Origin of the sequence: Actinomadura macra NBRC 14102 (genome assembly GCF_001552215.1) — a bacterium.
GTDB classification, from domain to species: domain Bacteria; phylum Actinomycetota; class Actinomycetes; order Streptosporangiales; family Streptosporangiaceae; genus Spirillospora; species Spirillospora macra.
Genome location: NZ_BCQT01000006.1, coordinates 419,622 through 433,411, shown reverse-complemented (window position 1 = coordinate 433,411; position 13,790 = coordinate 419,622). Strand labels below are relative to the sequence as shown.

General features: G+C 71.1%; 9 protein-coding genes. 8 read left to right on the top strand and 1 reads right to left on the bottom strand.

Annotated elements, in window-relative coordinates; genetic code table 11:
- Position 1: 1 nt before the first annotated feature.
- The 8 genes from ychF (at position 2) to AMA02S_RS11135 (ending at position 13,275) form a co-directional block, all read left to right on the top strand.
- A complete protein-coding gene (gene ychF, locus AMA02S_RS11170; RefSeq protein WP_067457020.1) occupies positions 2 to 1,093 on the top strand; it encodes a redox-regulated ATPase YchF in 1,092 nt (363 codons plus the stop codon).
- 521 nt (positions 1,094 to 1,614) lie between these two features.
- A complete protein-coding gene (locus tag AMA02S_RS11165) occupies positions 1,615 to 2,637 on the top strand; it encodes a conjugal transfer protein (RefSeq protein WP_067455757.1) in 1,023 nt (340 codons plus the stop codon).
- Between the two features lie 78 nt (positions 2,638 to 2,715).
- Positions 2,716 to 2,991 (top strand): hypothetical protein, encoded by a 276-nt coding sequence (locus tag AMA02S_RS11160; protein ID WP_439951592.1) that lies wholly within the window; start codon positions 2,716 to 2,718, stop codon positions 2,989 to 2,991.
- Positions 2,992 to 3,080: 89 nt separating this feature from the next.
- Positions 3,081 to 6,362 (top strand): conjugal transfer protein, encoded by a 3,282-nt coding sequence (locus tag AMA02S_RS11155; RefSeq protein ID WP_067455751.1) that lies wholly within the window; start codon positions 3,081 to 3,083, stop codon positions 6,360 to 6,362.
- A 157-nt stretch (positions 6,363 to 6,519) separates the two neighbouring features.
- Complete coding sequence (locus AMA02S_RS11150) at positions 6,520 to 9,009, top strand: ATP-binding protein (protein ID WP_157430511.1); 2,490 nt, start codon at positions 6,520 to 6,522, stop codon at positions 9,007 to 9,009.
- Complete coding sequence (locus AMA02S_RS44650) at positions 9,006 to 11,576, top strand: type IV secretion system protein (protein ID WP_067455740.1); 2,571 nt, start codon at positions 9,006 to 9,008, stop codon at positions 11,574 to 11,576. Before AMA02S_RS11150 ends, AMA02S_RS44650 begins: the two co-directional genes overlap by 4 nt.
- Positions 11,576 to 12,229 carry a hypothetical protein gene (locus tag AMA02S_RS11140; protein ID WP_067455738.1) on the top strand — a complete coding sequence of 218 codons (654 nt, stop codon included), beginning with the start codon at positions 11,576 to 11,578 and terminating at the stop codon, positions 12,227 to 12,229. Before AMA02S_RS44650 ends, AMA02S_RS11140 begins: the two co-directional genes overlap by 1 nt.
- A complete protein-coding gene (locus AMA02S_RS11135) occupies positions 12,226 to 13,275 on the top strand; it encodes a C40 family peptidase (protein ID WP_067455736.1) in 1,050 nt (349 codons plus the stop codon). The genes AMA02S_RS11140 and AMA02S_RS11135 overlap by 4 nt, the downstream gene beginning before the upstream one ends.
- Positions 13,276 to 13,278: 3 nt before the next feature.
- On the opposite strand, the gene AMA02S_RS11130 is transcribed toward AMA02S_RS11135, so the two are convergent.
- A complete protein-coding gene (locus tag AMA02S_RS11130) occupies positions 13,279 to 13,725 on the bottom strand; it encodes a guanyl-specific ribonuclease (RefSeq protein ID WP_067455733.1) in 447 nt (148 codons plus the stop codon).
- Positions 13,726 to 13,790 lie beyond the last annotated feature (65 nt).

Sequence of the window (13,790 nt, the reverse complement as noted above, 5' to 3'; positions counted from 1 at the left end):
CGTGAGCCTCTCCATCGGAATCGTCGGGCTGCCCAATGTCGGCAAGTCCACGCTGTTCAACGCGCTGACCAAGAACGACGCGCTGGCCGCGAACTACCCGTTCGCGACCATCGACCCCAACGTCGGCGTGGTCGGGGTGCCCGATCCGCGGCTGGAGGTGCTCGCGGAGATCTTCGGCTCGCAGAAGATCATTCCGGCGACGATGGAGTTCGTGGACATCGCCGGCATCGTCAAGGGCGCGTCCGAGGGCCAGGGACTCGGCAACAAGTTCCTCGCCAACATCCGGGAGACCAGCGCGATCTGCCAGGTCATCCGGGTGTTCGAGGACGCCGACGTCACCCACGTGGACGGCGACGTCGTCCCGTCCCGCGACATCGAGACGATCAACACCGAGCTGATCCTGGCCGACCTCCAGACGATCGAGAAGGCGCTGCCACGCCTCGACAAGGAGGCCCGGACCAAGAAGGACAAGGACAAGCTGGCCGTCGTCGACGCCGTCAACGCCGCCCAGAAGCTGCTGAACGAGGGTGTCACGCTCTTCGCGGGCGCTGAGGGTGCCGGGATCGACCTGGCGTTGCTGCGCGAGCTGCACCTGCTCACCGCCAAGCCGTTCCTCTACGTCTTCAACCTGGACGAGGAGGAGCTGCCCGACGAGACCGTCCGCGCCCGGCTCCGCGACCTCGTCGCACCCGCCGAGGCGATCTTCCTGGACGCCAAGATCGAGGCCGAGCTGATCGAGCTGCCCGACGACGAGGCTCTGGAATTGCTCCAGGGAATGGGCCAGGAGGAATCCGGCCTGTCGCAGCTCGTCCGGATCGGGTTCGCCACGCTCGGCCTCCAGACGTACCTGACCGCGGGCCCCAAGGAGTCGCGGGCCTGGACGATCCGCAAGGGCGCCACCGCGCCCGAGGCCGCCGGCGTCATCCACACCGACTTCCAGCGCGGCTTCATCAAGGCCGAGGTCGTCTCGTTCGACGACCTCACCGTCGCCGGCTCCATGGCGGTCGCCCGCACCGCCGGGAAGGTCCGCATGGAGGGCAAGGACTACGTCATGCAGGACGGCGACGTGGTGGAGTTCCGCTTCAACGTCTGACGTGCTCCGCTCACGGTCATGGCCGACGCGCTGCGTGTCGGGCCGGTGACGGATGCGAGGGGACGGCGGCGGACGTTTTCGGGGATCGGCGTGCCGAGGGTTGTGCGGTGACTGTGACGCGTGTTACATGTGGTGCCGGATGGCGCCCAAGAGCTGGGTTCCACGGTGATATGTCCCATGGAAGACACTTTGCCGGTTTCTTTCGGGAAGAGATTGCGGTCGTGTTCGCCATCACGTCACCAAGCACCTTCTGATCCGGGTTGCTTGTCTGGAACGTCGTAACGCGCCCTGTTCGGAGGCCCAGGTAGGGGATCGTCACCGTTTGGCAATCTTCCCTGTTCCTGCTGAGGTGGATTGCATTATCCACAACCGCGTGCCGGGGCTGTGCTTCGCTGCGATGCGCTGGAACAATTGACGCTCGTGGTTACGCTGGGCCCGAGGTGGGTTCAGAAACAGCCACCGGCACAGGACCAGGCACACATGACCGCGCCGACCGGGGGCGAGGCGCGAGCGGAGGCAGGATGGCTCGCAGGTCGGCCGTTGCACGCGGCCGTGACACGGCCGCAGTCGAGGAGACGGCGGCGCCCGGCCGGGCGCTCGCCTCGTCCGCCGACCCGTGGGACATGGTGGAGCGCGACCGCCGGCGCGGACGCTCCGGCGATGGCGGCTCGCGCGGCGGCGGGCGCTGGGGCGGTTCCGGCGGACGCTGGTGGATCTGGGTCGGGCGCGCCGTCCTCTGGGCCGTCATCCTCGTCATCCTCGTCAACGGCATCCGCGCGCCGTTCGAGCGCTTCACCGCGAAGGACACCGCGTCCCCCAGCACCGGTGCGAAGCCCGCGAAGAACGCGCAGTTCCCGAGCAGTGCCGCCAGCGCGTTCGCGCTCCAGTTCGCCAACGTCTACCTCAACTACGACCAGAAGAACGCGCCCGCCCGCGAAGCGCAATTGCGCACCTTCCTCCCTGACGGGGCCGACGCCCAATTCGGCTGGGACGGCGTCGGAACGCTGCAGGTCCAGTCCGTCCAGGTCGCCGGTGTCGACGCGCGCGACGCCAACAACGCCACCGTGACGCTGCTCGCCCGCACGGCCGACAAATGGCTGCGCCTGGCCGTTCCCGTCTACGCGGACAGCGGCGGTTCCCTGGTCGTCTCCGCCCGTCCCGCCCTCCTTCCCCCGCCCACGAAGGCGCAGCTGCCGCAAGGCGGCGTCCAAGACCGCGACGCCGCCCTCGAAGCCGAACTCCAGCCCTTCCTCGGCACCTTCTTCCAGCAGTACGCGACCGGCAACCAGGCGGCCCTGTCGCTGTTCTCCGACGGGACGACCATCACCGGGCTGGCCGGCTCCGTGACGTTCGTCCAGGTCAAGGAGGTCGTCGCGGCGAAGGGGTCCGCGGGCGAGCGCACCGTCACCGCCACGGTCGTGTGGCAGCTCACCGTGGGCGGTGGCGGCCAGCTGGAGCAGACCTACCAGCTCGCCATGGTGAAGAGGGGCACGAAGTGGCTCGTCCGAGACATTCGCGGCACCACGGAACCGAACGCATCATGAGAGGCCGCGACGTGACCCGACCACACAGATCAACCCCCGCCGACCAAGGAAGGTAACCAGTCGATGCTGCACCACATCATGGCGTCGATTCCGCACGAGATCCTGGCGGCGCCCGCGGAGAACGACGAACTCCAGACCGACCAGCTCGCGGACTGGCTCCGCCAGATATTCGGTCCCCTTTTCCTGGTGATCGTCTCCATTGTGGCGATCTTCTTTCTCTTCACGCGCGAGATCACGCGCTTCGTTCAGTTCATCGTGCTGGCGATCGGGATCGGAGTGGTCTTCTACGTACCGAACATCATCGAGACGACGGCCAAGGCCATAGCCAAGGCACTGGGAGTGGACATCACCTGATCTCCGTACCGGCGGACACCGAGGTCGGAGGGCCCCCGGGCGGGGCCCGGAAGTCGACACTGTGCTTGCACAGTTAGGGGAGTAGGGGCGTGGATCTACGCACGTACACGAACATCTGGCGCATCGAGAAGCGGCTCTACAAGCTGTACGACCTGCGGCTCCCGATGCCACTGCCGTTGGTCCAGATCGGTGTGTTCGCGGGCGTGTTCGTCCCCTGGATCGTCCTGCTGAAGGTCGCCGGGATCCCCTTCGAGTCACCCTGGCACGTCCTCTACATCGTCCCGCCGGGCGTTCTCACCTGGCTGGCCACCCGTCCGGTCATCGAGGGCAAGCGCCTCACCGAGCTACTGCTCTCCCAGAGCCGCTACTTCGCCGAGCCCCGTACCTGGTGCCGCCTCACCCCGATCCGCGAACCCCGCGAGGTCGTCATCGTCGCCCGCGTGTGGCGCCGGCCCGGGGCCCCGGCCCCCGTCGCCGCCTCCGAACGCGCCGCGATCAAGTCCCGCCGCAAGCGCAGGGCCGCCGAGGCGGTGCCCGTCCCCGAGCCGGTGTCTGCCCACGAGCGGGTGCCCGCCGTTCTCGTTCCAGGCCCCGCCGTGGCCTCCGCCCCCCAGCCCTTGGCCGAATACGCGGCCCAGCGCGCCCCCCAGACGGCTCCGGCGGTCCCCGCCCCGGCCCGCGCTCCGGCGGTGCCCGTCGCGCGCAGCGCGCCCCCCGACGTCCCTGCCGTGGGCGTCGAGCTGCACGTCGTGGCAGCCGACACCCCCAGCGTCGACGCCGACGTCCAGGTCGCGAGCCCGGACGTCCGTGTCGCGGGTCCCGAACACCGCGTCGTGAGTCCCGAACCCCGCGTCGCAGGACCGGAGCGTGTCGCGGGTCCCGAGCGGCGCGTCCCGGCCCGCCAGCCCAAGCCCTGGCGCCGCACCACCCGCGACATCTCCCACGAGGACGACGTCATCGTGGGGCAGCCGGAGTTGGAACGTCCTCCCGCGACGCCACATCTGGAGTCCCCGGGCTCCGGCAAGCGTGCCCTTGCGTCGGGCGTCCGCCGCCCTGGTGCTGCCCCCGAGTTCTGGGAGGCCATCACCCCGCCTCCCACTCGCCCTGACATTCCCCAGCAGCCCCCGGCCCCCTCGGCCCCCTCGGGATCCCAAAGCGCCGAGCCGTCGCAGGATGCGCCACGGCCATCCGCTGTCCTTGCCACGCCCGAAGCGGCGAGGGAGGAAGAACCCTCCGCCCCGACTCCCGAGCCCGCGTCGGCTCCCGCCGAGGCGCAGCGTCAGGAAGCGCCTCGGCGTCAGGACGAGCCCCAGCCGCACTCCATCCCGGGTGACGGTGAGAACACACCACCGCTGGGCGTCCCGATCGTGTCCCCGTCGCCGTCGGCCGGTGAACAGGACGCGTCCGCCGGCGAGGGGGCGCGTCAGGAGGCGCCGCCGGAGTCCGCGGTCCCTGCCGAGGACACGCCCGAGCCCCAGGCCGCCGCTGCCGCCGCGGGCACGGCCGAGAGCCCGCGTCAGGACGTGCCTCAAGCGCCCGCGGCGGCAACCCCTGCCGCCACTGCCGCGCAGGAAGGTCCCGCCCCGCAGGAGCCCGTGGAGGCCGAGAGCGAGACCGAGGAGGAGGCGGCCTGGCCTGTCGACCCGCCGGCCGCTCGCGGAGCGGCTCAGCAGCGGGAGGTGCCTCTCCCGCCGTCGCCATCGCGATCTCCATCGCCGCGCGCAGGAGGAGAACCGGGGGACCGGAAGGTGGCGGGGGCCGAAAATCCCCTGCCGCCCGCACGCCCGCAGCCGTCGATCGTCCCGGACGAGTCGGTGCGGCGGATCCGCCCGCAGCGCGGCCCCGGCACGCCGCAGCCGGAGCGCCAGCCCAGCACGCCAGCGGCGGAGCGGCGGCCGACCACGCCGGCGCCGGTCACACGGCCGGACGTCCCGATGGTCCCCGGGGCGTTCGGGGCCCGGCCGCCCGCCGAACAGCCGCAGGCCCCCGCCCTGCCCCCCTCACAGCCCTCTGCCCAGCCCCCCGCACAGCCTTCCGCGCCGCACCGCAAGGAGCCGCCGAAGCCGTGGTCCAAGGGGCTGTCCAATCCGGCACGTCCCACCCCTGTCGCGGGGCGCCCGTCCGCGCCGGAGCCGGTGCTCCCGCAGCCGACGCCGCCGCAACAGGCCTCCCCGCAGGGGGTGCCGTCGCAAGCAGCGCCCCAGCAGGCGGCACACCAGCAGGCGGCACACCAGCAGGCGACACACCCGCAGGCGACGCCTCAGCCGGCGGTGCCCCCGCCCGGGCCGCCGCCGCAAGGAATCCCCCCACAGGGCACCCCGGCCCAGCGGACGCCTGTGCGAGGGATGCCGGTTCCGCCTCCGGCGGAGGAGCCGGCACCACCACGGGAGGTGCGGTCGGGCCCGGCGTCACCGGTGCGGCCACGACCGCTCCCGCCACCGCCCGCACCGCCTCCGTCCGGCCCCGCGATCACGCCGCCGGACCCCGAGCACGAGGTCACGACCGGCGGGCTGCGGCGGCTCATCCAGGCCGTCGGAGGCGGGCACGGGGACATCGACGCCGAGTACCAGATGCGCTTGCAGCAGCCGTTCCACGGCACGCGCCACATCGTCGTGCTGGGCTGCACGGGCGGCGCCGGGCAGACCGTGACGGCGCTCATGCTGGGCCACACGTTCGCCCAGCACAACGGCGAGCCCGTCGTCGCGATCGACGTGAACCCCGGGCCCGGCGCGCTGGCGCGGCGGACGCGCAGCGAGACCAACGAGACGCTGACCGGGCTCATCACCCGGGCGGACCAGGTGGGCAGCCTGACCGCGATGCGCCGGTACACCTCGCAGGCCAAGTCGGGCCTCGACGTGGTCGCGGCGGGCAAGAACCCCCTACAGGCGCTGGACGACCGGGACTACGCCCTGGCGATCCGCACCATCGACCGCTTCTACTCGGTGACGCTGCTGGACGCGGCGGCGGCCGTGGTCGCGCGGGTGCTGCCGTACGCCGACCAGATCGTGCTGGTCGCCCCCGCCAGCTCCGACGCGCCGCGCGCGGTGGCGATGACGTTCGAATGGCTGGACGGGCACGGGTACGAGGAACTGCGGTCCCGTGCCGTGACGGTCATCAACGGGGTCAGCCGCCGCAGCATGGACGACGTCGAGCAGGCCGAGGCCGTGGCTCGCGGCCGCTGCCGCGCCCTCGTCCGCATCCCGTGGGACGATCACCTCAGCATGGACCGCGCGCCGCGCAACGAGCTGAAGTCGTTGCGCGCGCCGACGCGGCGTGCCTATCTTGCCCTCGCCGGTGTGGTCGCCGGCGGCTTCACCGTCGTGCCCGAGCGTTACCAGGAGCTTCAGCAGGAGCAGGAGGCCACCCGATGAACGCCCCTCGCGGGCATCGAGCGGAGCGGACCGGCACGGTGCAGGCATACCTGGCCGCCGCGCCTGACGTTGCTGACCATCCGGAAGTCAAACACTTCCCCGGCCAACCCTTCACCGGCCAACGCGCATCGGGAGAATCAGTGGTCGGGAGGACGGCATGAGCAAGTCCAGCCGGCTGGCGGTGCGGTACTTCGACGACCGCGTGCTGCTCACCGACAACGCCGCCTGGGCGTATTTCCGGCTGCCCACGGTGTCGTACGAGTTCACCACCGGTGAGGAGCGCGAGGCGCTCGCGACCAACATCACCATCGCGCTCGCCGGCATCCGCATGCAGGACGCCGAGGTGCATCTGCGGATCGCGCACCGAACGTATCCGGCGGCGGAATGGGCGCTGGCACTGGACCGTACGTCCGACGCCGGAGCCGGGTGGCGGGAGTACCTGGAGGAGACCTACGCGCACGTGTGGGCCAAGGACTTCTGGACGAAGGAGGTCTACCTCGGTGTGCGGCTCGGGCCGCGCGGGATGGGAGCCCACCTGTCCGGCGGGGTCCTGGCCCAGCTGCTCGGGTTCTACAAGCGCAGCGAGAACGTCCTCGGCGTGAGCGACGACGCGGTCGACAAGAAGGAGATCGGCCGCTGGACGGAGCAGGCCGAGCGCATCGGCCGTGCCCTGGGGGCGTCGGCCCTGTACGCCAGGCACGCCACCTCGACCGAGGTGGCGTGGCTGTTCCAGCACGCGGTGACGGGGTCGCTGGCCGATCCGCCGCCGTCGGCCGTGCCGCGCAGGACGTGGGGCAAGGGCGAGATCGAGTCGCTGGTGGAGGGCGCGATCCACAACGGTCGTTCGTACCTGCGGGTGGAGCAGCCGAACTTCACGGGCGCGGGCGGCGGTGCGACGGCCGCGTCCTACGTGGCGTACCTGTCGTTCGCGCGGTTCCCCGACGTCATGCCGTTCCCCGACGGCGAGCCGTGGTTCCACTACGCCGACGCGCTCCCCTTCCCCGTAGAGATCAGCGCGCGGATGAAGCTGATCCCGCCCGCCAAGGCGTCCAAGGACGTCTCGCGGAAACTGGCGCACGCGCGAGACATGGACCAGCACATCCGGGAGGCGGGCGCGGAGGCGCCCATCGCCCTGGCGGAGCAGATCGACGCGGCACGGATGCTGGAGCACGGCATCACCAAGGAACGGCTCCCGTTCGTGTACGGATGGCACCGGCTGATCGTGTCCGCGCCCACGGAGGAACTGCTGGCCCAGCGGGTGGACGCGGTGGTGGAGCACTACCGCGACATCGGCATCGACGTGGTCAACTCCACCGGCGACCAGTTCTCCCTGTTCCTGGAGTCGCTGCCCGGTGACCGGATCCGGTTGAACGCCTACGCGCAGCGGCAGCCGCTCCGCACGATCGCCGGCGGGATGCCCGTCGCGACCGTCGACCTCGGTGACCGTCCCGACGAGAACTCCGAGGGCTGGATCGGCCCCTACATCGGCGAGACGCTGGGGCGGGCCCGGTCCATCGTCCACTTCGACCCGCTGGTCGCCGCGGCGCGCAACCGTCCGACGGCGGTGGCGATCACGGGTGAACCGGGCGGAGGCAAGACGACGCTCGCGCTGCTGCTGATCTACCAGATGGCGTTGCGGGGCGTCACGGTCGCCGCGATCGATCCCAAGGGCGACGCCGAGTCGCTGGTGGAGCTGCTGAAGGCGCGGGGCCGCAGGGCGCGCATCCTGCCGCTCGGGTCGGCGGCGCCCGGCCTGCTGGACCCGTTCTCGTTCGGCGACGACCTCGCGGCCAAGAAGACCATGGCCACCGAGACGCTGCGGTTGCTGCTGCCGAGGATGTCGGAGGAGCGCGAGTCCGCGATGATCCAGGCGGTCGGTGCGGTCGCCAACGCCGAGCGGCCGTCCCTCGGACGGGTCGTCGACTTCCTGGAGGCCGCCGCCGACCCCGCGTCCAAGAACCTCGGCGCGGTGCTGCGCTCGATGTCGGAGATGCGGCTCGCGCGGCTGTGCTTCGACCCGTCCGGCGGCGAGCGCATCGACAGCGCCGGCTGGACGACGGTGTTCACGCTCGGCGGCCTGACCTTGCCGGACGTCGCGATCTCGCGCGAGGACTACTCCTACGAGCAGCGGCTCTCCGTCGCCCTGATGTACCTGGTGTCGCAGTTCGCGCGGCGGCTCATGCACGGGCTCGACCGGCGGCTGCCCAAGGCGATCTTCCTGGACGAGGCGTGGGCCATCACATCGACACCGGAAGGCGCCAAGCTGGTGCCGGAAGTGTCGCGTATGGGGCGATCCCGCAACACTGCGTTGATCCTGGTCTCGCAGAACGCCGGCGACCTCTTGAATGAACAGGTGACCAACTGCCTGTCGTCGGTTTTCTCCTTCCGCTCCACCGAACGCGTCGAGGTCGGCAACGTCATGTCTCTTCTGGGGGTCGAGACGTCCGACGAGCACAAGGCCGTGCTGCGCAACCTCGGCAACGGCGAATGCATCTTCCGTGACCTCGACGGCCGGGCGGGACGGATCGGCGTCGACCTGATCTCCGAGGAACTGCAGCGTTGGCTGGACACCAACCCGACCCGGCCTCATCCGGGTCCGTCCGAACTCACCACCGCGGGGGCCGAGGTCGAGGAGGTCCGTCGATGAGAGGTCCCCGCGACCGGATGGCGCGCCTGCAGCGCTCACCCGGTGAAGGGCTCGATCTCAGCAGTCTCTCCGGCACCCGCCGCCGAGCCCGCAGATCCCGCCGGGCCCGACGTCGCTCCGTCCTCTTCGTCATGGTCCTGGCCCTGTTCATGGTCGGCCTGTCGCCGATGGCGGGCGCCGGGCCGTTCGGGTCGGACCCGTGCCGTCCGGCCGACAGCCCGTCGCCGGAGCAGTACGGGTCGGGGACGGACGGGCTCATCAAGCCGCCCGACTACCCCGACGAGAAGCTGCGCAAGACGCCGGTCGAGCAGCTGACCTACTACGACCGGTACGGGACGGCCGGGCAGAGCTGGTACGCGGTCGACATGGGCTGCTCGGACGCGATGGCGATGATGGGCAACGCCCTCGCCAACACCACGTTCACCCTCGTCCGGGCGATCGACCGGACGACGATCAGCGTCTACCAGGCGGCGGCCTCGGAGTCGCTGCTGAGCTGGCTGAAGGACACCGTCGACGGCGTCATCAGCGGCATGGGCAAGACGTTCAACGCGCGCTACTGGTCATGGGTGGTCATCCTCGGCGCGATGTGGCTCGCCTGGTGGGGGCTCGTCCGGAGGCGGGCGAGCAAGGTCACCGAGGGCGTGATCTGGATGGTCGCGGCGATGGTGGCGCTGATCTGGCTGGTCGCGCGGCCCGCGGACTTCACCACGCTCGGGACGAAGGTGTCGGAGGCGACGAGCGCGGCGTTCAACGCGGCGCTGCCGCAGAGCGACACCAAGGGCGGCACCTGTGTCCCGCCGCCCGCCGGGAAGCAGGATCCGGCCGCGTCGGCGAACCTGGACGCGACGACGCGCAACGCGAACGGGCTGTGGGTGGCCCTGGTCTGCAAGCCGTGGCTGCAGGGCGAGTTCGGGACCACCGACCCCAATGCGAAGATCGTCAAGGACAACGCGGACAAGCTGTTGTGGTCGCAGGCCGTGGACATGCCGGAGACGTACGGCGGCCAGAAGGTCGATCTCGGCAAGAAGTCGGACGCCTACAAGGACGTCACCAAGGACATCAAGGACAACCATCCGGGGAGCTATTCGCTCTTCCAGGGCAAGAACTGGCAGAACAGGCTGGCGGTGGCGTTCGGGGGGCTGTTCGCGGCGCTGGTCGCCGGGCTGCTGATCATGGTGATCGCGATCGCGTTGATCGTGGTGAAGATCGCGTTCCTGCTGCTGCTGGTCGCCGGGCCGATCTTCCTCGGCATCGGGATACATCCGGGCATCGGACGGGTGATCGCCATCCGATGGCTGGAGTTGCTGCTGTCGATGCTGCTGAAACAGGCGGCGCTCATCGGGGTGCTGTCACTGCTGTTGTGGGCGTACGGGCTGATCCTCGGCGAGACATTGCCCTGGGGCCTGCAGATCCTGCTCATCGCGCTGGTGACGTTCGCGGCGTTCATCTACCGCAAGCCGTTCCAGCACCTGTTCTCCGCCGTCGGGTACTCGGCGGTCGGGGCGCGTGAGAAGAGCGAGGCACAGCTCGACAAATCGGTTGCCGAGGCGCGCCGCAGCACGACGGCGGTCGCCGGCGCGGTGGTGCCCGGGACGGCCGGGTACCGGCTCGGTCGCTGGGCCAAGCGCGAGGCGACGTCCGAGTCCGCCGCGGCGGGGGGGCAGTCCGATGTGCCGGGCAGCGGTGTGACCGCCGACCGGCGGGCGGGTGTCGCGGTGGCCGGGGCGGGCGAGGGTGCCTCGCCCGAGGAGGCGCCGGTGCTCGCGGCCAAGCCGCGGACGGCCGGTGCCGCGGCCGCGCAGGGACGTTCCCGGCGGGGTGCACCTCCGCTGAACCTGCCGTCCCGTGCGGGCGCCCTTGGTGAGGCACGTCCGGACGCGAGCGACACCGCGACGGCGCGTCCCGCTGGTGTCGCGGGCGCGCGCGCTAACGGTGGCGCCGGTGCGGCTCCCGCGGCGGCCGGCGGTGGCAAGCCATCGTCCGGCGCGGGTTCGGGCACGGGCACCGTTCGTCCCACGTCCTGGGCGGGACGCGGCGGGAGCGGCGACGTGTCCGCCGGAGCGGGAGGCGGCTCGGGTGGCAACGGCTCCAGCGGTGGCTCTGGCGGTTCTGGGGGCGCTGGCGGAGGCGAAGGCGGGGGCAACGGGTCCGGTAACGGATCGGGAGGCGGTGGCGGCTGGTTCGCCGGCGGCGGACGGTCCTCCGGTTCTGCCGAGCGAGGACGCGGACGAGCCGGTGGCGGTTCCGGTGGCGACCAGGGTTCCGGTGGCGGCTGGTTCTCGGGCGGCGGCTCGGACTCCGGCGGCGCCGGTGGCGGTTCCGGTGGCGGTTCCGGCGGCGGTTCCGGGGGCGGCGCGCCCGCGGCCGACCCGGCGTCCAACGTGCCGAGGCCGCGTGGGGGCGCGGGTGGCGGGGAGCAGGCCCCGTCCGCGGGTCCCGGGCCGGGTGGACGGCAGCAGCCCCCGCCGCTGTGGGGTGGGCGGCGCGGATCGCAGGAGGGACCCCCGATCCCGTTCTGGCTCCGTCCGGTGGACGGCCGGTCCGGTGAGGCGGATCGGGACGAGTGATGAACCTGAACGACCGGCAGCGCAAGCTCCTGTTTGCCGGGCTCGTGGTGGTGCTGGCGCTCGTCGGCGTCTATCTGACGATCGCCGCGCCCGACGACGATTCGGACGGGCCCGCCGACCGTCCGAGCGCCGCCGCGTCGGCGACCGCGGGCCCGACCGGCCCGGCGTCGCCTCCCGCGGGAATCCCCGGCGCCGTGAACCCGAGTGACTTCGATGTGTACCGGCTGCTGCCGTTCTCCCGGCAGGAGTTCGCGACGGCCGCCGACCTGGCGCAGCGGTTCGTCGCCGCGTACGGGACGTACCGCTTCGACGAGAACCCGCAGGCGTACATCGGACGGTTGTCGGGATACGTCACCGATGAGCTGCGCGGCGAGCTCGCCCGGGGCGCGGCGGCGCCCGGCATCCTGGACGAGCGCCGGCAGCAGCAGATCGTCGCGGAAGGGTCCTCCACGCTGGACCGGGTCCGCGATATCGAGGACAACTCGATCATCTTTCTGGTGACCGGCAAGCAGCAGCTCACCAAGGGCGGTAGGAGCAGTGGCGACAGCAAGCAGTACGCCGTGACGGTCGCGCGGGACGGCGGCTCGTTGAAGGTCTACTCCTTCCAGCCCGCCGACGCGGGCCAGGCGGGCGACACGGGTGATCCGGGATGACCCCCCGGCGGCTCATGCTCGCGGGGGGCCTCGGCGTCGCGGCGGCGCTCTTCATAGCGATGATCTTCGTTCCGGTCCTGTTCGGCGCCAGCCAGTTCGTGTTCGGCGGTGGTGTGGGCGGTGGCTGCGTGGACGTGTCGCAGGCGAACGCGCAGCCCGCCGCGGCGACGGACGCCAAGGCGATCCCCGCCAACTACCTGGACCTCTACAAGAAGGCGGGCGACCAGTACGGGATCCCGTGGAACGTCCTCGCGGGCATCGGCAAGGTCGAGACGGGGCACGGCACGTCCAACCTCCCGGGCGTCAAGAACGGCGAGAACTACGCCGGCGCGGGCGGCCCCATGCAGTTCCTGGCTCCCACCTTCAAGGCGTTCGCGGTGGACGGCAACAAGGACGGGCACAAGGACCGTTACGACCCCGCGGACGCCGTCCCCACCGCCGCCGCCTACCTCAAGCACAACGGCGCACCGCGGCGGATGCGCACCGCGATCTTCATGTACAACCACTCGTGGGACTACGTGAACCTCGTACTGGACTGGGCGAAGAAGTATGTCGGCGGCGACTTCGAGGTCGTCCAGTCCAACGGGGTCGAGTGCCAGGACAACCAGCTCCCGGCGAACGCGAGCGAGCTCGTCCAGAAGATCATCGCCTTCGCGATGGCGCAGCGCGGCAAGCGGTACATCTTCGGCGCGAACGGGCCGGACGCGTGGGACTGCTCCAGCCTGTTGCAGGCGGCCTACCGCTCCGCCGGCATGTCGATCCCGCGCACCACGTTCGAGCAGTGGCCGTACGGCGTGAAGATCGACAAGGGCAAGGAGCAGCCCGGCGACCTGGTGTTCTTCAACTCCGGACCCGGCACCTCGTCCAACAACCCGGGCCATGTGGGCATGGTGATCGGCGGCGGGAAGATGGTCGTGGCGAGCTGCTCGACATGCGTGCCGAACATCGGTGTGAAGCCGTACAAGCGCCCGGACTGGGTGGGGACCACGCGTCCCCTGGCGCGCAAGGACCTCCAGAAGAAGCTTTCAGAACTGGCGGCCCAGTAGGGCTCAGCAGCCGAAGTCGATGTCGTAGAACGTGCGGTAGTGATCGGGTGTCCAGTACATCCCGTCGTGGCCTTCGTTGCCGGACGTGATGATGCGGCGCGCGCCGCGGTCCGGGCTGCCGGGGGTCCTGACCGTGAACTCGTGGTAGAAACCGCGAGGCTGCTGCGGGAGCAGGCCCTCGCGGTTCTGGAAGACCGTGCCGTCCTGTGGGTACGGGTAGGGGCCGCCCTGGTCGATCAGGGCGATGGTGTCGTCGGCCTGATCGGGAAGCCGTGTCTCGCAGATCGGGGAGATCGCCCGGGTGTGGGCGCCGGTCGCGGAGGTGACGGCGGCGACGCCGGGCGGCGCGGGGACGGTGGCGGCCTGCGCGCCGGGGCCCACGAGCCCGCCGACGAGCAGGGGTGTGAGGAGGAGTATGCGGCGGAACCTGGAGTAGCGGGGGGCGTTCATGGAGTGAGTGTCACCCGGCACGGCCCCGGCCGTCACGCCCCCGAACCGGCAATTCAGCGGAATGT

Bases quoted from the DNA above. Each gene is read 5' to 3' on its own strand.
- AMA02S_RS11165 (WP_067455757.1), top strand. From the start codon at position 1,615: ATGGCTCGCAGGTCGGCCGTTGCACGCGGCCGTGACACGGCCGCAGTC.
- AMA02S_RS11160 (WP_439951592.1), top strand. From the start codon at position 2,716: ATGGCGTCGATTCCGCACGAGATCCTGGCGGCGCCCGCGGAGAACGAC.
- AMA02S_RS11150 (WP_157430511.1), top strand. From the start codon at position 6,520: ATGAGCAAGTCCAGCCGGCTGGCGGTGCGGTACTTCGACGACCGCGTG.
- AMA02S_RS44650 (WP_067455740.1), top strand. From the start codon at position 9,006: ATGAGAGGTCCCCGCGACCGGATGGCGCGCCTGCAGCGCTCACCCGGT.
- AMA02S_RS11140 (WP_067455738.1), top strand. From the start codon at position 11,576: ATGAACCTGAACGACCGGCAGCGCAAGCTCCTGTTTGCCGGGCTCGTG.
- AMA02S_RS11135 (WP_067455736.1), top strand. From the start codon at position 12,226: ATGACCCCCCGGCGGCTCATGCTCGCGGGGGGCCTCGGCGTCGCGGCG.
- AMA02S_RS11130 (WP_067455733.1), bottom strand. From the start codon at position 13,725: ATGAACGCCCCCCGCTACTCCAGGTTCCGCCGCATACTCCTCCTCACA.